This window comes from Pseudomonas sp. KBW05 (assembly GCF_003852405.1).
Taxonomy (GTDB): Bacteria; Pseudomonadota; Gammaproteobacteria; order Pseudomonadales; family Pseudomonadaceae; genus Aquipseudomonas.
Genome location: NZ_QAJM01000011.1, coordinates 1 through 19953, shown reverse-complemented (window position 1 = coordinate 19953; position 19953 = coordinate 1). Strand labels below are relative to the sequence as shown.

16 protein-coding genes are annotated in these 19953 nt (G+C 60.9%); 13 read left to right on the top strand and 3 right to left on the bottom strand.

What is annotated here, in order from left to right; translation table 11 throughout:
• The first annotated feature begins 58 nt into the window (after positions 1 to 58).
• From iolE to DBR46_RS11690, 9 genes are all read left to right on the top strand, one after another.
• Positions 59 to 952, top strand: a complete 894-nt coding sequence (gene iolE / locus DBR46_RS11725) for a myo-inosose-2 dehydratase (RefSeq protein ID WP_124526324.1) — start codon at positions 59 to 61, stop codon at positions 950 to 952.
• Positions 949 to 1737, top strand: a complete 789-nt coding sequence (iolB, locus tag DBR46_RS11720; RefSeq protein ID WP_124526323.1) for a 5-deoxy-glucuronate isomerase — start codon at positions 949 to 951, stop codon at positions 1735 to 1737. The genes iolE and iolB overlap by 4 nt, the downstream gene beginning before the upstream one ends.
• 10 nt (positions 1738 to 1747) lie before the next feature.
• Positions 1748 to 3679, top strand: coding sequence for a 3D-(3,5/4)-trihydroxycyclohexane-1,2-dione acylhydrolase (decyclizing) (iolD, locus tag DBR46_RS11715; protein ID WP_124526322.1), 1932 nt, complete (start codon positions 1748 to 1750; stop codon positions 3677 to 3679).
• A 19-nt stretch (positions 3680 to 3698) separates the two neighbouring features.
• On the top strand, positions 3699 to 4709 hold the full coding sequence (locus tag DBR46_RS11710; RefSeq protein ID WP_017735811.1) for a Gfo/Idh/MocA family protein: 1011 nt from the start codon (positions 3699 to 3701) through the stop codon (positions 4707 to 4709).
• A 159-nt stretch (positions 4710 to 4868) separates the two neighbouring features.
• Complete coding sequence (locus DBR46_RS11705) at positions 4869 to 5897, top strand: Gfo/Idh/MocA family protein (RefSeq protein ID WP_124526321.1); 1029 nt, start codon at positions 4869 to 4871, stop codon at positions 5895 to 5897.
• A 128-nt stretch (positions 5898 to 6025) separates the two neighbouring features.
• Positions 6026 to 6202, top strand: a complete 177-nt coding sequence (locus tag DBR46_RS30310) for a hypothetical protein (RefSeq protein ID WP_167337367.1) — start codon at positions 6026 to 6028, stop codon at positions 6200 to 6202.
• 48 nt (positions 6203 to 6250) lie between these two features.
• Positions 6251 to 7186 carry a sugar ABC transporter substrate-binding protein gene (locus DBR46_RS11700; RefSeq protein WP_124526320.1) on the top strand — a complete coding sequence of 312 codons (936 nt, stop codon included), beginning with the start codon at positions 6251 to 6253 and terminating at the stop codon, positions 7184 to 7186.
• Between the two features lie 56 nt (positions 7187 to 7242).
• The gene (locus DBR46_RS11695) at positions 7243 to 8796 is read left to right on the top strand and encodes a sugar ABC transporter ATP-binding protein (RefSeq protein ID WP_124526319.1); all 1554 of its coding nucleotides are present in this window, start codon (positions 7243 to 7245) and stop codon (positions 8794 to 8796) included.
• A 28-nt stretch (positions 8797 to 8824) separates the two neighbouring features.
• Positions 8825 to 9847 carry an ABC transporter permease gene (locus DBR46_RS11690; RefSeq protein WP_124526318.1) on the top strand — a complete coding sequence of 341 codons (1023 nt, stop codon included), beginning with the start codon at positions 8825 to 8827 and terminating at the stop codon, positions 9845 to 9847.
• Positions 9848 to 9935: 88 nt separating this feature from the next.
• Here the strand turns inward: DBR46_RS11690 and DBR46_RS11685 are convergent, their stop codons facing one another.
• A complete protein-coding gene (locus tag DBR46_RS11685; RefSeq protein ID WP_124526317.1) occupies positions 9936 to 14642 on the bottom strand; it encodes a hypothetical protein in 4707 nt (1568 codons plus the stop codon).
• A gap of 374 nt (positions 14643 to 15016) precedes the next feature.
• Between DBR46_RS11685 and DBR46_RS11680 the strand changes: the two genes are divergently transcribed.
• Both DBR46_RS11680 and DBR46_RS11675 read left to right on the top strand, forming a co-directional pair.
• Positions 15017 to 15421 (top strand): TraR/DksA C4-type zinc finger protein, encoded by a 405-nt coding sequence (locus DBR46_RS11680; RefSeq protein WP_010564800.1) that lies wholly within the window; start codon positions 15017 to 15019, stop codon positions 15419 to 15421.
• Between the two features lie 180 nt (positions 15422 to 15601).
• Positions 15602 to 17185, top strand: coding sequence for a methyl-accepting chemotaxis protein (locus DBR46_RS11675; RefSeq protein ID WP_124526316.1), 1584 nt, complete (start codon positions 15602 to 15604; stop codon positions 17183 to 17185).
• Between the two features lie 11 nt (positions 17186 to 17196).
• On the opposite strand, the gene DBR46_RS11670 is transcribed toward DBR46_RS11675, so the two are convergent.
• On the bottom strand, positions 17197 to 17427 hold the full coding sequence (locus DBR46_RS11670; RefSeq protein WP_017735805.1) for a hypothetical protein: 231 nt from the start codon (positions 17425 to 17427) through the stop codon (positions 17197 to 17199).
• A gap of 110 nt (positions 17428 to 17537) precedes the next feature.
• A complete protein-coding gene (locus tag DBR46_RS11665) occupies positions 17538 to 17813 on the bottom strand; it encodes a hypothetical protein (protein ID WP_124526315.1) in 276 nt (91 codons plus the stop codon).
• Positions 17814 to 18229: 416 nt separating this feature from the next.
• Between DBR46_RS11665 and DBR46_RS11660 the strand changes: the two genes are divergently transcribed.
• Together DBR46_RS11660 and DBR46_RS11655 are read left to right on the top strand one after the other, a co-directional pair.
• Entirely contained in the window at positions 18230 to 18679 is a 450-nt protein-coding gene (locus DBR46_RS11660) for a hypothetical protein (RefSeq protein WP_177414039.1), read from the top strand.
• Between the two features lie 132 nt (positions 18680 to 18811).
• A complete protein-coding gene (locus DBR46_RS11655; RefSeq protein WP_124526313.1) occupies positions 18812 to 19828 on the top strand; it encodes an ABC transporter substrate-binding protein in 1017 nt (338 codons plus the stop codon).
• The last annotated feature ends 125 nt before the right edge of the window (positions 19829 to 19953 follow it).

Sequence of the window (19953 nt, the reverse complement as noted above, 5' to 3'; positions counted from 1 at the left end):
CCAGCTCCCACATAAAGCAGATCTCATGCAACTTTGAAAAACAATAAAAGGTGCAGCCATGCCCGCAATCCGAATTGGCATCAACCCGATTTCCTGGAGCAACGACGACCTGCCGGCCCTGGGCGGTGAAACGCCCCTGAGCACCGCCCTGAGCGAAGGCAAGGAAATCGGCTACGAAGGTTTTGAACTCAACGGCAAGTTTCCCAAGGACGCCAAGGGCGTCGGCGATGTGCTGCGCCCCTACGACCTGGCGCTGGTCTCCGGCTGGTATTCCAGCCGCCTGGCGCGGCGTTCGGTGGCGGAAGAAATCGAGGCCATTGCCGCTCACGTCGAACTGCTGAAACAAAACGGCGCGACAGTGCTGGTGTACGGCGAAGTGGCCGACTCGATCCAGGGGTCACGCATCCGCCTGATCGAACGCCCGCGTTTCCACAGCGAACAGGCCTGGCAGGAATATGCCGACAAGCTCACTGAGCTGGCGCGTTTCACCCTGTCCCAGGGCGTGCGCCTGGCGTACCACCACCATATGGGCGCCTACGTCGAATCTGCGGACGACATTGATCAACTCATGAAGCGCACCGGTCCGGAAGTCGGCCTGCTGTTCGATTCGGGCCACTGCTACATGGGCGGCGGCGAGCCGCTCGAGGTGCTGAAAAAACACATCGACCGCGTCTGCCACGTGCACTTCAAGGACGTGCGCAAGCCGGTAGTGCAACTGGCGCGCAACCAGATGTGGAGCTTCCCGGATTGCATCGTCAACGGCACCTTCACCGTGCCGGGCGATGGCGATATCGAGTTTGGTGAACTGCTCGATGTGCTGCTGGCCGCGAAGTACGAGGGTTGGCTGGTGGTGGAAGCCGAGCAGGACCCGGCCGTGGCGCCCAGCTATATCTATGCAAAAAAGGGCTACGACACCCTGCGTGCGCTTCTCACTGAGAGGACAAAAGCATGAGCCTGTTGGTCAAGAGCAACAAACGCGGGCAAACCATGGTCGCCCTCGAAGACGGGCGCCTGGAGTACGTGGGCTTTAAAGCCTACCGCCTGAGCCTGGGGGAAACCCTGCCGGTCAGCGCCGCTGACAAAGAGCTGTGCCTGGTGCTGCTCAGCGGCCGGGTGAATATCGAAGGCGAGGGTTTCAATTGGCAGAACCTCGGTGATCGCCAGTCGGTGTTTGAAGATAAATCACCGTTTGCCGCTTACTTGCCGCCCGGCACCGTCGCCCAGGTGACGGCCTTGAGCGATGTACAGATTGCCGTGTGCGCCGCCCCTGGTACCGAAGGCTATGAACCGCGTTTGATCCGCCCGCAAGACTGCAAGCGCAGCGTGCGCGGCAAAGGCGCCAACACCCGCTACGTGTGCGACATCCTGCCGGACACGTCGCCGGCCCATTCCCTGCTGGTGGTGGAAGTGCGCACGCCGTCCGGGCATTCGTCGAGCTACCCGCCGCACAAGCACGACACCGACGATCTGCCGCATCAGAGCTTTCTTGAAGAGACCTATTACCACCAGATCAATCCGCCCCAAGGCTTCGTGTTCCAGCGCGTGTACACCGACGATCGCAGCATCGACCAGGCCATGGCCGTGGAAAACAGCGATCTGGTGGTGGTGCCCAAGGGGTATCACCCGGTCAGCGTGCCGTACGGCTACGAGTCCTATTATCTGAACGTGATGGCCGGCCCCAAGCGTGCCTGGCATTTCCACAACGACCCGCAGCACAGCTGGCTACTGGACCTTTAAGGGGCGCGACATGACCACAACCCGACTGACCATGGCCCAGGCCCTGGTGAAGTTCCTCGACAACCAATACATCGAAGTCGATGGCGTGCAGAGCAAGTTTGTCGCCGGCGTGTTCACCATTTTCGGCCACGGCAACGTGTTGGGCCTGGGCCAGGCGCTGGAACAGGACGCCGGTGACCTGGTGGTGCACCAGGGCCGCAACGAACAGGGCATGGCCCACGCGGCCATCGGTTTTGCCAAGCAACACCTGCGCCGCAAGATCTATGCGTGTACCGCCTCCGTCGGCCCCGGCGCGGCGAATATGCTCACCGCCGCCGCGACGGCCACCGCCAACCGTATCCCGCTGCTGCTGTTGCCCGGCGATGTCTACGCCAGCCGCCAGCCCGACCCGGTGCTGCAACAGATCGAGCAATTCCACGACCTGAGCATCAGCACCAACGACGCGTTCCGTTCGGTGAGCAAATACTGGGACCGTATCAACCGTCCCGAGCAGCTCATGACCGCGGCGATCCATGCGATGCGCGTGCTCACCGACCCGGCGGAAACCGGCGCGGTCACCTTGGCATTGCCGCAGGATGTGCAGGCCGAAGCCTGGGATTACCCCGACTATTTCCTGCAAAAACGCGTGCACCGTATCGACCGCCGCCCGGCCACGCCTTTGATGATCGGCGATGCACTGGCCGCGTTCCGTGGCAAGCGCAAGCCGCTGATCATCTGCGGTGGCGGGGTCAAGTACTCTGGCGCCAATGCGGCGCTGCAAGCGTTTGCCGAACGTTTCGACATTCCCTTCGCGGAAACCCAGGCGGGCAAGAGCGCGGTGGTCTCCAGCCATCCGTTGAACGTCGGCGGGGTTGGTGAAACCGGCTGCCTGGCGGCCAACCTGCTGGCGCCAGAGGCCGATCTGATTATCGGTATCGGCACCCGTTATACCGACTTCACCACGTCGTCCAAGTCGTTGTTCAAGCACGCGGATGTGAAGTTTCTCAACCTCAATATCAGCCCTTGCGACGTGTTGAAACTCGACGCGGTACAAGTGCTGGGCGATGCGCAATTGGCTCTTGAAGCCTTGGCGGATGCGTTGGGTGACTACCGCAGCGGTTGGGGCGAACAGGTACGCGAGGCCAAGGCGCAACTCGATGCTGAAGTGGACCGCGTGCATCAGGTGGAATACGACGGCGATGCTTTTGTACCCGAAGTCGATGACCACCTCGACCGTGGCGTCCTGCGCGAATTCATCGAACTGACCGGCTCGTGCCTGACCCAGAGCCGCGTGCTCGGCGTGCTTAATGCCACCCTGGCCGACGACGCCATCATCGTCGCCGCCGCCGGCAGCCTGCCCGGTGATTTGCAGCGCGCCTGGCGCAGCAAGGGCGTCAACACCTACCACGTCGAGTACGGCTATTCGTGCATGGGCTACGAGATCAACGCCGCGCTGGGGGTGAAACTCGCCGAGCCGAGCAAAGAGGTCTACGCCCTGGTCGGCGACGGCTCCTACATGATGCTGCACTCGGAGCTGGCCACCTCGATCCAGGAGCGACGCAAGATCAACGTGGTGCTGCTGGACAACATGGCCTTTGGTTGCATCAACAACCTGCAGATCGGCAATGGCATGGACAGCTTCGGCACCGAGTTCCGTTACCGCAACCCCGAGAGCGGCAAGCTCGACGGCGGCCTGGTGCCGGTGGACTTCGCCATGAGTGCGGCGGCCTATGGCTGCAAGACCTACAAGGTCAGCACCGTGGAACAACTCGAAGCGGCGCTGGCGGATGCGCGTACACAAACGGTGTCGACGCTGATTGATATCAAGGTCCTGCCGAAAACCATGATCCACGGCTACCTGTCGTGGTGGCGAGTGGGTGTGGCGCAGGTGTCCACCAGCGAGCGCACGAATGCTGCTGCAAAAAAACTCAATGAACAGCTGGCGAAAGCCCGGCAGTACTAATAACAAGAGGAGTTTTTACATGTCGTTGAAGCTTGGAGTAATCGGCACCGGCGCCATCGGCCGTGACCACATCCGTCGTTGCAGCCAGACCCTGCTCAACAGTCAGGTGGTGGCGGTGACCGACATCAACCTGGAGCAAGCGGCCAAGGTGGTGGCGGACTTGAACATCAGCGCCGAGGTGTATGCCGACGGCCACGCGCTGATCAACTCGCCCGAAGTCGAGGCGGTGCTCGTCACCTCCTGGGGCCCGAGCCACGAAGAGTTCGTGCTCGCCGCCATCGCTGCGGGCAAGCCGGTGTTCTGCGAAAAACCCTTGGCGGTCACCGCTGCCGGTTGCCGCAAGATCGTCGACGCCGAAGTCGCCTACGGCAAGCGCCTGGTGCAAGTCGGCTTCATGCGCCCCTATGACGAAGGTTATCGCGCCCTGAAAGCGGTGATCGACAGCGGCCAGATCGGCGAGCCGCTGATGCTGCACTGCGCGCACCGCAACCCGACGGTGGGCGAGAACTACAAGACCGACATGGCCATCACCGACACCTTGATCCACGAGCTGGATGTGCTGCGCTGGTTGCTCAACGACGACTACGTGTCGGTGCAAGTGGTGTTCCCGCGCAAGACCAGCAAGGCCCTGGCCCACCTGCGCGACCCGCAGATCGTGCTGCTGGAAACCGCCAAGGGCACGCGCATCGACGTGGAAGTGTTTGTGAACTGCCAATACGGCTACGACATCCAGTGCGAAGTGGTGGGGGAGACCGGTATTGCCAAGCTGCCGGAGCCTTCGCAGGTGCAACTGCGCAGCGGCGCCAAGCTGTCCAATGCGATTCTGATGGACTGGAAGGACCGGTTTATCGGCGCGTATGACGTGGAGTTGCAGGCGTTTATCGACAGCGTGCGTGCCGGGCAAGTGGGTGGGCCTTCGGCGTGGGATGGTTTTGCGGCGGCGGTGGCGGCGGATGCGTGTATTGAAGCGCAGAACAGCGAGCAGATTGTGAAAGTGAGCTTGCCGGATCGCCCACACTTCTACGGCTGACCCCAATCCTACAGGTGGAACGCAGTTCAAAATGTGGGAGCGGGCTTGCTCGCGAATGCGGTACATCAGCTACAGATAGGCTGACTGACACGCCGCTTTCGCGAGCAAGCCCGCTCCCACATTTAGATTGGGTTTCCACTTTTTAGAAGGAGTGAAACCATGCGAATCGGACTAGTCGGCTACGGCCACGGAGGGCGCTTTTTTCATGCGCCGCTGATTGCAACCTTGCCCGGCGCCACCTTTGTTGGCGTCGTCACACGATCCCCCGAACGCCGCCAGCAATTGGCAAGCGATCACCCCGGCCTCAAGGCCTTTGACTCCATCGGCCAGATCGTCGAAGCCGGCGTTGATGCCCTCGTCATCTCCACCACCCTCAAGGGCCGCCCGGCCCTGGTGCTGGAAGCCATCGAGCACGGCATCCCGGTGGTCAGCGACAAACCCTTCGCTGCCAACGCCGAACAGGCCCAGGCGTTGATTACCGCCGCCGAACGCCATGAGGTGCTGCTCAGCGTCTACCAGAACCGGCGCTGGGACTCGGATTACCTGACCCTGCGCAAACTCATCGATGCCGGTGCCCTGGGCAGCATCACCCGCTTTGAGTCCCGTGTGGAGCGCTACAGCCCGCAGGCCGTCGGCAATGCCAGCGGCGGCGGTTGGTTGCGTGACCTCGGCAGCCATCTGGTGGACCAGGCCCTGCAACTGTTTGGCCCGGTGGATCGAGTGTTCGCGCAGTTGCAGTTCAGCGCGGAGCACCCAACCGTCGACCACGGTTTCTTCGTCTGCCTGACCCACGCCAACGGGGTGATTTCCCACCTGTGGGGCAGCGCCTTGCAAAACAGCCAGGCGCCGCGTTTTCGTGTGAGTGGCACCTTGGGTTGCTACACCGTCGAAGGGCTGGACGGCCAGGAAGAGGCGTTGATGGCCGGCAAGACCCCGAAAACCGAAGGCGAGCATTGGGGCGCGGAAGAGCACCGGCGCTGGGGCTGGTTCGAGCAAGGCCCGGAGCGCGAGCGGGTACCGTCGGAAAAGGGCTGCTGGACGCAGTTCTATCAGCAGTTGCAACAGGCTGTACAAGGGCAGGGGCCGTTGCCGGTGGATGCCTATGACGCGCTGGAAACCACCCGTATATTGGACGCCGCACGCCTCAGCGCCGAGCGTCAGCAGGTGGTTTCAACAAAAATAGAATAAAATTCTAAAACAGGTTGATATGGAAATTATTTTCCAATAAAGTCTTTTCCAGGTTGCATAAAGTACGTCTCGGCCTCGATCCGGGCGACTCAACAAAAACAAGATCAAAAACAACCAGGTACCGTCAGATGAAAATCTTCAACGCTGTACTGCGAGTTTTACGCCCAGCCCTTGCGCCACGCGGCCTGCCCCGCGCCCGGCCGTTCTACTTCTCCTTTCTCAACGTGTTGTGCGTCGAAAACAAAGGCGCGCTGGTGTGCTGTATTCCAGGCGCACCCGTCGTCCGGCTGCCTGCCGAGCTCTGATAAACGCAACGTCCAAAAAACCAACAAGAAAGTGGAGACAGACCGTTCATGAAGACCCCGATCCGTTTTACCGCGCTGGCCTTGTCCCTGTTGCTGGGCAGCGGTGCTGCCATGGCCGCCGACCTGAAGATTGGCGTGACCTTTTCAAGTTTCGATGACAACTACCTGACCAGCGTTCGCGGCTATATGGAACAGCACGTCAAGGCGCTGCCCAAGGGCGATGGCGTGCAGTTGCAGTTCGAAGACGCACGCGCTGACGTGGTCAAGCAACTGAGCCAGGTCGAAAGTTTCATCAGCCAGAAGGTCGATGCGATTATCGTCACACCGGTGGACACCGCCTCGACGGCGCGCATCAGCAAGGCCGCGACCGAAGCCGGGATTCCACTGGTGTACGTCAATCGCCGGCCAGACCAGAAGGACTTGCCCAAAGGTGTAGCGGCAGTGACCTCCGATGATGAAGAGGCCGGCCGGTTGCAGATGCAGTACATCGCCGAAAAAATGGGCGGGAAGGGCAATATCGTGATTCTGCTGGGTGACCTGGCAAACAACTCCACGACCAACCGGACCAAGGGCATCAAGGATGTCCTGAAAAAATACCCCGATATCAAGATCGAGCAGGAGCAGACCGGTATCTGGCTGCGTGACCGTGGCATGACCCTGACCAACGATTGGTTGACCCAAGGCCGCGAGTTCAACGCCGTGCTCTCCAACAACGACGAAATGGCGATTGGCGCGGCCATGGCCCTCAAGTCCGCCGGGAGCAAGCCGGGCAGCGTATTGATTGCCGGTGTGGACGGCACGACAGATGGCCTGAACGCGATCGCCAAGGGCGAAATGGCCGCGTCGGTCTTCCAGGATGCCAAGGGCCAAGGCGTCGGCGCGGTGGACGCGGCACGCAAGTTGGCGAACAAGGAGGCGACCGAACAGAACATCGTCATCCCGTTCAAACTGATCACGCTGGACAACCTCAAAGACTTCAAATAACAACAATAAGCCAGCAGGGCAACTGTGCGGTTGCCCTGCCGATGGAGTACCTCCCTATGCTCGCTCAAGCCACTGTCTCGCAGCCTCCCGGTGTCCAGCCGATTGAGTTGGAAGAACCCTACCTGTTGGAAATCGTCAACATCAGCAAAGGCTTTCCCGGCGTCGTGGCCCTGGCCGATGTGCAGCTGCGCGTACGCCCCGGGACGGTACTGGCGCTGATGGGCGAGAACGGTGCGGGCAAATCGACGCTGATGAAAATCATCGCCGGCATCTACCAGCCCGACGCCGGGGAAATCCGCCTGCGCGGCAAGCCCATCGTGTTCGAAACACCGCTGGCGGCCCAAAAGGCCGGGATCGCGATGATCCACCAGGAACTCAACCTGATGCCGCACATGAGCATCGCCGAGAACATCTGGATCGGTCGCGAGCAGCTCAACGGCCTGCACATGGTCAACCACCGCGAAATGCACCGCTGCACCGCCGAGTTGCTGGCCCGCCTGCGCATCAACCTGGACCCGGAAGAACACGTCGGCAACCTGAGCATCGCCGAACGGCAGATGGTCGAGATTGCCAAGGCGGTGTCCTACGACTCCGACATCCTGATCATGGATGAACCGACTTCGGCCATTACCGACAAGGAAGTGGCCCACCTGTTTTCGATCATTGCCGACCTCAAGTCCCAGGGCAAAGGCATCGTCTACATCACCCATAAAATGAACGAAGTGTTTGCGATTGCCGATGAAGTGGCGGTGTTCCGCGACGGTCATTACATCGGCCTGCAACGCGCCGACAGCATGAACAGCGATAGCCTGATCTCGATGATGGTGGGCCGTGAGCTGAGCCAGTTGTTCCCGGTGCGCGAGACGCCCATCGGTGACCTGCTGATGTCGGTGCGTGAACTGACACTGGACGGCGTGTTCAAGAACGTTTCGTTCGACCTGCACGCCGGCGAGATCCTCGGCATCGCCGGGTTGATGGGCTCGGGCCGCACCAACGTGGCCGAGACCATTTTCGGCATCACCCCCAGCAGCAGCGGCCAGGTCACCCTGGACGGCAAGGCGGTGCGCATTACCGACCCGCACATGGCCATTGAGAAAGGTTTTGCGCTGCTGACCGAGGACCGCAAGCTCAGTGGGCTGTTCCCCTGCCTGTCGGTGCTGGAAAACATGGAAATGGCCGTGCTGCCGCACTATTCGGGCAACGGCTTTATCCAGCAGAAAGCCCTGCGCGCGCTGTGCGAAGACATGTGCAAGAAGCTGCGGGTGAAAACCCCGTCCCTTGAGCAGTGCATCGACACCTTGTCCGGTGGCAACCAGCAAAAAGCCTTGCTCGCGCGCTGGTTGATGACCAACCCACGCTTGCTGATCCTCGATGAGCCGACGCGGGGCATCGACGTCGGCGCCAAGGCCGAGATCTACCGTTTGATCTCCTTCCTCGCCAGCGAAGGCATGGCGGTGATCATGATCTCGTCGGAGCTGCCCGAAGTGCTGGGCATGAGCGACCGGGTCATGGTGATGCACGAAGGCGAATTGATGGGCACCCTGGATCGCTCCGAGGCGACCCAGGAAAAAGTCATGCAGTTGGCTTCCGGTATGACGGCAGTTCACTGACGTACAGAATAAAAAAAGGTGATGGGCTATGAACGCAATAACGGATAACAAACCGGCCACGGCGCCGACCAAAACCCGCCGGCGCATGCCGACCGAGCTGAGTATCTTCCTGGTGCTGATCGGCATCGGCCTGGTGTTTGAGTTGTTTGGCTGGATCGTGCGTGACCAGAGCTTCCTGATGAACTCCCAGCGCCTGGTGCTGATGATCCTGCAAGTGTCGATCATTGGCCTGCTGGCGATTGGCGTGACCCAAGTGATCATCACCACCGGGATTGACCTGTCATCCGGCTCGGTTCTGGCGCTGTCGGCGATGATCGCTGCCAGTCTGGCGCAGACTTCCGACTTCTCCCGGGCCGTGTTCCCCAGCCTGACGGACTTGCCGGTGTGGATCCCGGTGGCGATGGGGCTGGGCGTGGGGCTGCTGGCGGGAGCGATCAACGGCAGCATCATTGCCGTGACCGGTATCCCGCCGTTCATTGCCACCCTTGGCATGATGGTCTCGGCCCGTGGCCTGGCGCGTTACTACACCGAAGGCCAGCCGGTGAGCATGCTCTCGGATTCGTACACGGCCATCGGCCATGGTGCGATGCCGGTGGTTATCTTCCTGGTGGTGGCGGTGATCTTCCATATCGCCCTGCGCTACACCAAGTACGGCAAGTACACCTACGCCATCGGCGGCAACATGCAGGCGGCGCGCACCTCCGGTATCAACGTCAAGCGTCACCTGATCATCGTCTACAGCATCGCCGGCCTGCTGGCGGGCCTGGCCGGTGTGGTGGCCTCGGCTCGCGCGGCAACCGGGCAGGCGGGCATGGGCATGTCCTATGAGCTGGATGCGATTGCCGCTGCGGTAATCGGCGGCACCAGCCTGGCGGGCGGGGTAGGGCGCATCACCGGTACCGTGATCGGTGCGCTGATCCTGGGCGTGATGGCCAGCGGGTTTACCTTTGTCGGGGTGGATGCGTATATCCAGGACATCATCAAGGGCCTGATCATCGTGGTGGCCGTGGTGATCGACCAATACCGCAACAAGCGCAAACTCAAGCGCTGAATCCCCAATGCCTGGAAAGAGTCAACAGTAACCCGTGGCGAGGGAGCAAGCTCCCTCGCCACGGGTGCAGTGTTCTGACCCCCCTGGATTATTCCGCCAGCGGCAAGAACCACCGCTCGGCCAGCTCCCGGCTGATCTCTGCTCGATGCACCTCTACCACGCTCTGCGGGCTTTGCGCCTTGTTCAGCAGTGAGTAGTAGCTTTCGGTGCGCTGTGCCTTGGTTTTCAGATGGGCCACGCTGTACTCGCCCTTGGGGGTATCGGCCTTGGGGTAGTGCAAGTGCGCGTACCACAGCGTGAAGCCGAGCTTGTCGTTGACCGCATACTCCTGAATGAAATCGCGCCGCTCTCCACGCAAGGCCACCCGTGTGCCGAGGCGGGCGAGCTGGATTTTATCCTGTTCGAGCAGGTACGCCACGTGGTTGCCGGTGGGCGGCAGGTCCAATGTACGCTGGATGCGCAGCTCACGGCCTTTGGCAATCAAGGTGTCGGACGCACCGCGCAGTTCTACCGCCAGGTTGCGGTCGGCCGCTGTTTGCAGGTCTGGGGCCTGGGCCGCAATGGCCCGCTCCAGTTCGTCCGCCAGTTCGATGAAGCGTGCCGCCTCGCTCTCCAGGCTTTCCTGGATTTCAATCGGGAACCGGGACACCCTGGCGTAACCTTCCTGGCGCTGGATGATGGGGTGCAGGTCCCTGGCGCGTTTGCGCGCTTCGCCTTTGACCACACTCAAGGCGCGGGTGAGGGGTGTCGGGGTTGGCTCGGTCGGGCGGTGCGCCTCGCGGACTTCATCCCAGCCGCTTTCATGCTGCGAGTAAGTCGCCAGCAGTTGATCCTCCTGTTCAGTGCGCACCTCCACCACCTCGATGGGCAAGGTGCTGCCAGCGGGTTTCACCTCGCCGATCAAAATGCCTTGTCGGCGGGTCTTGATCACTTTTTTCTGCGGTTTTCCTGGCATCGCCAATGCCCGCTTAGGCGGCCGTTTCGGTGACTCGGCAGGTGGTTTGACCTCGGCTGCCAATTGCAGCAGCACATCGTGATACAGGGAAGCGATCAAGGCCTGCAAGGGATCAAAGTAGGTGCTATCCAACGCTTCGGCGTGCACCAGCGCCACCCCTTGCAGCGCGTCCACCGCCTGGCCGTACTGCACGAACAGGCTGTCCAGTATCGCCATGCGGTCGGCGGGGCTGACATTGAGCAGGTTCAGCTCGCTGTGGGTGCGCAGGTGCGGGCCCAGAGGGTCCAGGGCCAGGTCCAGCTCATTGGTAAACAAGCCGACGCGCCAGTCCTTTCGGCTCAGGTATTTGAGGTTTTGCAGCTGCAGGTATTTCAGTGACAGGGCACTGAGTTCATCCGGGCGGTCGAGTGTCAGGCGGTTGAACGCCTCCAGTCCGGGTTGGCCCAGCGCGTACAGGTCCAGCAGGCAACGGTCCTTGAGTTCCAGGGCTTGGATCTGGCGTTCGTTGAGGTGGCTCATGTCCTTGAGGAACTGCGCATAGCGCGGCTGGTTGACGATGAGCGACGGCAGCACCTGCGCGTACGTGCCGCTGAAGTCAGGGTTTTGGGCATACAGCACCTGGCGGTCCATCGCGGCCACCACCACCGACTTGCGCGCATTGTTCACTGTGTTTTCCAGGAAAACCGCTGCGACGTTGGCGGGCATGGGGATGCCCAGCTCAGCGCGTTCCTGGCGGCTGTCGAGCAACGCCTGGAAGGCGTCTATCTGCTCGTGCAGCGCGCTGTCGAAGTTCTTGCGCGTGTTGGCTCGGGCTGCGTCGGTGTATTTGGCATCGCTGGCGGCGTGGTTCATCAACTGTTGTGCCATGTCGGTCTTGGTCTGCAACGCTTGCTGGCGGCTGCTGATAAAGTGCGCCTGCTCATCGACCAACTGCTGCTTGCGCTGGGCCTTGCGTTCGCGTGCGGCGGCAATCCGTTTGGGCGGCATGCCGCCGCGCAGGCGCAGGTTCAGGTCGATTGACCAATTGCCTTGGCCGTCCGTTTGCAGGTTGGGGCCGTGGCGATCGGGGTTCAAGAGGTCGACAATCACCCCATCACCGTCCTCCAGGTGTAGCTGGTACCAGCCGATGTCGAGCAGCGCATACCATTCGCCCTGATAGGCGTACAGGCCCCGGTGTGCGCCGGTCATCACTGGCTCAGGCAACACCGGCGGCCTGGGGGCCTGTAATTGCAATAGGCGCTGCTGCTGGTCGGCCGTCAACCGCTGGCGTGCGCTAGTGAAACTGAAGTCAAACACGCTATCGGCCATCCCCGAGCTGCCGCCACCCAGCATGACCGGGCCGTATTCGACAAGCGGCGCCGGGGAGGGGGGCCACTGTTCGGCGGTGCGTCGCTCGAGTGGCGAGTGCAGGGCCTGCCATTTCAGGTCGTCGGGCAAGCTGCGCTTGGGGGGGGCCAGCGTCGGCGCCAACTCGAACATCAACATGCCGACGTTGAGCAGTAGATCAACCCAGGCCAGTTCCCGTGTCACGGAGTCGTGGCTGTTCAGGGCCGGGATATCCCGGCTGGCACTGCCCGCCAGGCTCAACAGCCAGCCAGTGAGCATCAACGGCCCGCGCGCCAACGGCAGCAGGAGCGTGCTGAAGAGTAGCTCGGCACCCTGCAGGAACACGCGCCAGCGGCTTTCGGCATTGGACACCGACTCATGCTCGGCCTGGTCAACCAATGCCCTTGCGTTGGCACCGTAGAGGTATTGCATCAATTGGCCGTTGGCCAGGAACTGCAGCAGTTCATCGCTGACACCGTCCTCGGCGAGAGTGGCCGGCGCAGGAATGTGCGGCAATTCGAACTCATCCCCGGTACCAAACCTGACGTAGTGGGGTTGCGCAAAGCCGCCGTTGTCATAGACCGGCCGTGCGCCATCGGAGAGCCAGGTGAGGACACTGGTTTGCAGCTCGCCGGGCAAGGCGATGGCGCTCATCAATTGGTCGCGGCTGCTGAACTGCAGCAAGGTTTGGGCATAGAGCGGGCGGTACAGGATATGCGGGCCCGCGTGGCCGTTTTCGGGTTCGATGAGGTACATGTTCGCGACCGCATCCGCTGTAGCGTGAGGCTTGCGCAGCAGGGCGAGTTGGCGAATGACGATGGGGTGCCCGTCGACGACGCACCTGCCGTCATGATTGCCTATCAGCGCGGCGACGAACGCGGCGCCTTGGGGGGTAAAGCCGTTTGTCTGCCTGAGGCTCGATTCCAGCGCCAGCAAGGGCAGGTGCGCGCGGGTTTGCTCGGCAAAACGCTGCTCCCGCTGGCGCGTTTCTTCGCTGTCGCCGAGCAGATGGGCCTTGAGCATCTCAGGATAAGCCTGGCCAATGTTGACCTGTTGGATCAGGCCGGTACTGCCTTGGATATAGTCGGCCGTGAGCCAGGCCGGCAGGGGGTGGGCGTTGCGATGGGCAACACTGAGCTGGCCACTGGGTCGGCCTTGCAGGTTGTTGATTGCCAGGTCCGTCAGGCTCATGTGGACGTTTTCGACATAGCCATCGCCACCGGGGTAACCGACGGCGACGTGAAAAGTCAGTTGGAGGTCGTCAGGCTGGAACTGCGCCGAGCGGGACTGCCCGGGGAGGACGTTGTCGAAGCGGCGTTCATCCAGCAGCAGTTGGTTGAGCAAGGCGGCTTGGGTGAAGGCGCGGATATCGGGTACACCACTGAGGAAGGTCAAGCCGCCGCTGCGCTTTTTCGCGCTCGCCAGTTGCAGGCTGTGGTGCCGGTACTGCATGCGCTCCACCGGTGTGGCCTGGGCAAGCCAATGTGGCAGGTCTCGGCGCAGGGTCACCAGCGCTGGTGAGGTGTACAGCGCGGCATTGTCAAAACTCATGATGGGGTCGGTAATGTGCCGGTACACCGCCTGCAAAGCTTCAAGCCCGAACTGGGTGCCTAGCTTGAGGTCGTGCAACTGTTGCAGTTGGTGATTGAAGATGATCGCCGACTGGGCATCAAACACGTGGCCGTCTGCCTCAAAGCGTTGGGTGGTGACGCGCTCGATCACCGTGTCCTGCTCCAGGCGCTGGGCCCATGTGTCCAGGGCCTCTTCCAGGGTGTAGAAACGCTCGTAACTGCCTGCCAGGGTGCACCATAGAATGTGGGCTTGGCCGTCGACCACCGGCACCAGGATCAAGTCCGGGCCTACCCGTTGCCTTGCCTGCTTACCGGCAGTGAGCGTCGCCATCGGGTGATAGGCATGGGCGGCCGCATCGCCATAACGGGCAATGCGTTGGTCACGGTCGGGGAAGTTGATCAGTTGCTCGAGCATTTCACGCTCTTGCGCCATGAGGTCGCTGTCTTGAATGACCATCATGTGCAAAGTGTCCCTCAAGGTATCGCTGAGCCACTGCCAGCGTGTCATGCCGCTGTCACTGCTTTCTTTCCAATACGCGGCGAGGGCGTTTTGCAGGGCTGGGGGCAGGGTCTGGGGCAGGGCATGCAACATTGCCTGGATCGCTTGCAGGTCCAGTGGCTGGGCATCTGCAAGTGTCAGGGCCGTGGGCGGGTGGTCGCTGAGCCGGCAAGGGCGGCCATGACGGTCACTGAAGTCCAGTGCGGTGCCGTTGGCCAGCCAGTCGAGCACCAACCCCATGAGCGGTTGCCGACGCCAGCCACCTCGGGAGGTGGGCGTGAGCAGCACGGTGCGGGCCAGGTCGATGGCCAGCGATGGGTAGGTCTGGGCGAGGGTTGTGGCGAGCAACTGCCGGGCAACGGCGGCGAGCGTCGGGCGCGTGGCGAATTGAGTGGTGACGGCGCCGGCAAGGGGTTCGCCGGCAAGTGATGGGGGCAGGGGCATAGCATGTCCTTTTCGTCGTGATAACGCATAAGGGGCCTTAGCTAATGCTCTTTGCATCCTTGATTGGCGCTATGTATTGCTGGGCGGTGAATTAACCATTCGTCTTTCATTTCGATCCACAACACTGAATTTCTTGCTATAAACGCACTCCGATAACCGTTCAATGAGCCCGTCCTGGTGCTTTTAAGGGTTATCTCGGAAAAATTGCCTGTCTTTTCAGTTGCTGCGCCCTCAAGTCGGCCTTAGACTGCCGCCCCTCGTAAATTGAGTGCCGGGTGGCGCTTGAAATGGACGGCGCCCTTCCGAGACCTGCAGAGGTCGGCCGGAACGCTCCCTTATTCGCCTTAATGCACGTATTTTTTATAGAGAAATCAATGACAAAGGAAAAGTTGCTGGCCATGCCGGCGGATGACTACATGAATGCCGAACAGCACGCTTTTTTTGAGCAGTTGCTGCAAGACATGAAAGTGGAACACCACGAGCGCATTGAGCAGAACCGTATCGCCATTGAAAGCCTGGACACCCCGGCCGACCCGGCTGACGCCGCTTCCGTCGAAGAAGAGCGTACCTGGCTGGTGAATGCCATCGACCGCGACCAGCGCATGCTGCCGCAACTTGAGCGTGCACTTGAGCGCATCAAGGAAGATTCCTTTGGCTGGTGTGATGACAGCGGCGAGCCTATCGGCCTCAAGCGCCTGCTGATTAGTCCTACCACCAAGTACTGCATCGAAGCGCAAGAGCGCCACGAGCAGATCGACAAGCACCAGCGCCAAGCTTGATGCGCTGAAGCTGGGGGGCGCACACGTGGCCCCCAGGCAATACCCGTTACACCCCGTCTATTGATCTGCTGCAAGCTACCCCACTAAAGGCCCATGGATAATGGCTAGATAGTGGCGTTTAATGCAGCGACAATAATGACAAACAGTGGGGTGACGACGATGGCTGGAGACGGATCTCTGATGGGTGCAGCAGTGCCACCGCAAACGGTGGCGCGCGGGCTGCCCGGCTGGCTGACGCCGCTCTTGCAGAGCACCGCCCTGGTGCTGATTCTGTTGGGCCTGGCGTTTGCCGGCCTGCCGCTGTACCTCTGCCTGCCACTGGCCTTGCTGGTGATCTGGCTGCCACGCCTGAAAAATCCTACACCCGTTGTCGCGCAGTCCGATGCCACCGACGCAATGGGCGAGTTGACGCGTGATTTGTCCCATACCACCAGCCATAACGCGCTGTCCGCCGCAGGCGTGGCCTACTCGGTCAAGCAACTGGCGGCTCGCCTGCAATCGCAGTTGAGCGCGGCCAAGCAGATCGTCAGCAGCGCCGAAGTGATGATCGGCACCGAGCAGGTCACATCCCAGCTCAGCCGTCAGGCGCTGGGTGCTGCCAGCCAGGCCCATCAGCGCAGTACCGAAGGGCGCGAGGTGCTGGCGCAGTCCATCACACGCATGCACCAGCTCAGCCAGCGCGCCAATGCCAGCCGTGAATTGATCGAGGCCTTGAGCCAGCGCAGTGAGGAAATCCAGCGGGTGACCCTGGTTATTCAATCCATCGCCAGCCAGACCAACCTGTTGGCCTTGAACGCAGCGATCGAAGCAGCGCGGGCCGGTGAGCACGGGCGTGGGTTTGCTGTGGTTGCCGATGAGGTGCGCGGGTTGGCCGGGCGTACCGCCACGGCGACCGATGAAGTCGGGGTGATGGTCGCGGATATCCAGCAGCGTACGGCCCAGGTGGTGGAGCAGATCCGCCAGCTGTCGGCAGACCTCAACACCGGTGTCGAGCAGGTGGAACACGCCGGCGAACAGTTGGCGAATATCGCCAGCCTGGCCGCCGATGTGGAAGGGCAGGTCAATGAAATCGCCCAGGGTACCGATACCAATCGCACCCAGCTCGACAGCCTGTTCCATGCCGTGGAGCAAATGCGCAGCGACCTGGCGGTGAGCGACCAGCAAACCCGCCAACTGGCCGATGCCGCCGTGCAGATGGAAGGGCAGGCTGAAACCATCAGTGAGCGTTTGGCCGAAGTCGGGCTGGATGACTATCACCAGCGCATCTATGACCTCGCCCGTGAAGGCGCAAGCCGCATCGCTGAGCAGTTCGAGGCCGATCTACTGCAAAACCGCATCAGCCTGGACGACTTGTTCGACCGCAGCTACACGCCGATCCCGAACACCCGTCCGAGCAAGTACCACACGCGGTTCGACGGTTACACCGACCAGGTGCTGCCGGGGATTCAGGAGGCGCTGTTGCCGCGTCACGAGGGCTTGGTATTCGCCATTGCCTGCACGCCGCAAGGCTATGTGCCGACGCACAACAAGGCGTTTGCCCAAGCCTTGACTGGCGATGCCCAGGTGGATGCGCTGCAGAACCGCACCAAGCGCAAGTTCGAAGACCGCACCGGGATTCGCTGTGGCAGCCATCAACAGGCGGTATTGCTGCAGACCTACACCCGCGATACCGGCGAGTTGATGCATGACCTGTCAGTGCCGATCATGGTCAAGGGCCGGCACTGGGGTGGGTTGCGACTGGGGTACAAGCCGGAAGGCGTGTAGAGGCGAAGGGGTCAGGAGGTCAGCGCGCCCGAATCGACGGCGGTCTTGAGCGCCTTTGCGGCTTCTTTTCCCGCGATGGCGGCGGCGTCTGCGGTCTTGAACCAACGGTCCTTTTCCACCTGGTGCGTGGTGACAGCCTTGAGTGGCGGCTTGGCGCGCATCACGATGACTGCTTGAAACTCCCCGTCCACTTCCCTGGCGTCGCCATGGATGAAAAACTCACCAATATCAAATTCCGTCACGTATAGCCTTCCCTTCAAGGTAACTGCACTGATGAAACCTGACCCGCTGGGGGCAAACTTCAATGGACGGGCCAGTATGGCAGTTGTTGGCGGGCGGCGGCGCAGTAAAGTCACCCAGGTGACGAAACGATTGCGTCCTGAGTGGCATGCCGGCTGGCTTCCAACTTCTGGGCGAATTGGCAGGCCTGGATATGGTTGGTGCGAAAGCCTTTGATCCGGCCGCTGGTCACTTCGCGGATATGAAAGAAGTTCCGGCCGGCAGGTATAACTTGGTAAAGAACCGAATTCGAGTACCCACTGAGGCTTTGCAGGCAGTAGTATTGGTGCTCGTCATGCCATGATGAATGAGTGCTGGCAGACGCAGTGTTGTGTTGACGTGGTTGCATGGTCAGCTCCTTTCGGTCGATCGTCGTGACACGCCAGCTGCGTTTCAGGTAGTTTTGACCTGTGCTGCTGTTTTAGTATTGTCGTCGCCGGCCGATATTAGGTTCCAGGCCAGGTGTGTAGTTTTGTGTAGCCTGTCGGAAGCTACGCTTTTTAATAGGGTTATTCTCTGAAGCGGGTCGCCCCGTATTCTCGGGTCGGCGAACCTGTGATTTGCTGTGATGCCTGGTGACCTTGCATAAGGTCCGTCGAGTACGTCTGTACTCGTCTTGGGGCGCAGCATCGGGAGTCTCTTCAGTTTTTTCAATGAACAGGTTGTGTGATCGTGCCGTAACGGCCGTATTTTTGTGCTGTCCGTTCTGGCGGTCAGCACTTCTTTTAATGTGGGGGCGTTTCCTTGGCAGTCAGTAATCTGGATATGCACGCGTTATTCGTGCTGGGTGATTTGCGCGCAAAGTTGGTCAAACTGTTCCAATCCCGTTTTGTTTACGTCACTGAACAGACGCCGGAAGGTATTTACATCGCCGAGATCGATACCGAGGCGGCGCTGGTGGTGGATGACAAACAGCGCCTGGAACTCAAGGTGGGTGACCATTTTCGTGCGGCGGTGTTGCCCAGTCGCGAAGGTGGCAAGTTTGAATTGAAGTTTCGCGATATCAAGTTGACGGTGTATGGCCTGGGCGATTACGCCTTTGTTTCCAGCACTGAAGGCCAGGGCATTGTGTTCAAGGAAGGCCATAGCGTAATGCTGGTGTTTGCCGCCAATGAACAATTGCAAGAAGGCCTGACCAAGACCCTCAAGGCCGTGACTGGCAAGGCTGCCAAGTGGCGCAAGGGTGAACTCGTTACCTTCAAGGCCAGTGAGTGAGTTGTAAACGCCACGTGTAATTCGTCTCTCCCGGAACCTCTACTACAGTTGAGTTGACTTAACTATTCAGAGGCTTCGCGCATTGGCAGCAAAGCCGTCCGCTGTTGCTGCGAAAATGCGAGGTGCACAGGCATGAAAGGATTGAGAGCGCTGTTGGCCGTGTCGCTTACGACACTGAGCCTGTCGATGGTTTCACTGCCGGTATCGGCTGCCCAGGCACCGATTCATTTCGCCGACCTGAACTGGGAAAGCGGCAGCCTGATCACCGAAGTGCTGCGGGTTATCGTTGAGAAGGGCTATGACTTGCCCACCGATACCTTGCCGGGCACCACCATCACCCTGGAGACGGCCCTGGCCAAGAACGACATCCAGGTGATCGGCGAAGAGTGGGCCGGCCGCAGCCCGGTATGGATCAAGGCCGAGGCGGAAGGCAAAGTGGTGGGCCTGGGGGATACGGTCAAGGGGGCGACCGAGGGCTGGTGGGTGCCGGAGTACGTGGTCAAGGGCGACCCGGCCAAGGGCCTCAAGCCATTGGCGCCGGATCTCAAGCGCGTGCAGGACCTGGCGCGCTACAAGGACGTGTTCAAGGACCCGGAGTCGCCCGGCAAGGGGCGCTTTCTCAACAGCCCGATCGGCTGGACGTCCGAGGTGGTCAACGCACAAAAGCTCAAGGCTTATGGCCTGAGTGACAGCTACGTGAATTTCCGCAGTGGCTCGGGGGCGGCGCTGGATGCCGAGATTGCTTCGTCGATCCGCCGGGGCAAGCCGGTGCTGTTCTATTACTGGTCGCCGACGCCCTTGATGGGTCGCTACAAGCTGATCCAGTTGGAAGAGCCGCCCTTTGATGCCGACGCTTGGAAGACTCTGACGGATGCCGATAACCCCAATCCCAGGCCGACGCGGTCGTTGGCGTCCAAGTTGAGTATTGGTGTGTCGACGCCGTTTCAGCAGGAGTATCCGCAGATTGCGGCGTTTTTCACCAAGGTTGAGTTTCCCATTGAACCGCTGAATAAGGCGTTGGCGACGATGAGTGAGAACCACACGGCGCCACGGGAGGTGGCTCAGGCGTTTCTCAAGGAACATCCTGAGGTGTGGAAGGCGTGGTTGCCGGAGGATGTGGCGCAGAAGGTTGAGACCAGTCTGAAGTAAGCCGGTTTCTCAGCCGTGTGGAGATCAAAATGTGGGAGCTGGCTTGCCTGCGATGGCGGTCTGTCGGTCGGGGTACATATCCGTTATTTGGGTAACGGCGGCTATTGGTTCCGCCCTTACGGCGG

What these genes read in the sequence shown, in the direction of transcription:
- DBR46_RS11675 (WP_124526316.1), top strand. Translation starts at nt 15,602, where the DNA reads ATGGGTGCAGCAGTGCCACCGCAAACGGTGGCGCGCGGGCTGCCCGGC.
- DBR46_RS11710 (WP_017735811.1), top strand. Translation starts at nt 3,699, where the DNA reads ATGTCGTTGAAGCTTGGAGTAATCGGCACCGGCGCCATCGGCCGTGAC.
- DBR46_RS11690 (WP_124526318.1), top strand. Translation starts at nt 8,825, where the DNA reads ATGAACGCAATAACGGATAACAAACCGGCCACGGCGCCGACCAAAACC.
- DBR46_RS11695 (WP_124526319.1), top strand. Translation starts at nt 7,243, where the DNA reads ATGCTCGCTCAAGCCACTGTCTCGCAGCCTCCCGGTGTCCAGCCGATT.
- DBR46_RS30310 (WP_167337367.1), top strand. Translation starts at nt 6,026, where the DNA reads ATGAAAATCTTCAACGCTGTACTGCGAGTTTTACGCCCAGCCCTTGCG.
- DBR46_RS11705 (WP_124526321.1), top strand. Translation starts at nt 4,869, where the DNA reads ATGCGAATCGGACTAGTCGGCTACGGCCACGGAGGGCGCTTTTTTCAT.
- DBR46_RS11700 (WP_124526320.1), top strand. Translation starts at nt 6,251, where the DNA reads ATGAAGACCCCGATCCGTTTTACCGCGCTGGCCTTGTCCCTGTTGCTG.
- iolB (WP_124526323.1), top strand. Translation starts at nt 949, where the DNA reads ATGAGCCTGTTGGTCAAGAGCAACAAACGCGGGCAAACCATGGTCGCC.
- DBR46_RS11685 (WP_124526317.1), bottom strand. Translation starts at nt 14,642, where the DNA reads ATGCCCCTGCCCCCATCACTTGCCGGCGAACCCCTTGCCGGCGCCGTC.
- DBR46_RS11655 (WP_124526313.1), top strand. Translation starts at nt 18,812, where the DNA reads ATGAAAGGATTGAGAGCGCTGTTGGCCGTGTCGCTTACGACACTGAGC.
- iolE (WP_124526324.1), top strand. Translation starts at nt 59, where the DNA reads ATGCCCGCAATCCGAATTGGCATCAACCCGATTTCCTGGAGCAACGAC.
- iolD (WP_124526322.1), top strand. Translation starts at nt 1,748, where the DNA reads ATGACCACAACCCGACTGACCATGGCCCAGGCCCTGGTGAAGTTCCTC.
- DBR46_RS11680 (WP_010564800.1), top strand. Translation starts at nt 15,017, where the DNA reads ATGACAAAGGAAAAGTTGCTGGCCATGCCGGCGGATGACTACATGAAT.
- DBR46_RS11660 (WP_177414039.1), top strand. Translation starts at nt 18,230, where the DNA reads ATGCACGCGTTATTCGTGCTGGGTGATTTGCGCGCAAAGTTGGTCAAA.
- DBR46_RS11665 (WP_124526315.1), bottom strand. Translation starts at nt 17,813, where the DNA reads ATGCAACCACGTCAACACAACACTGCGTCTGCCAGCACTCATTCATCA.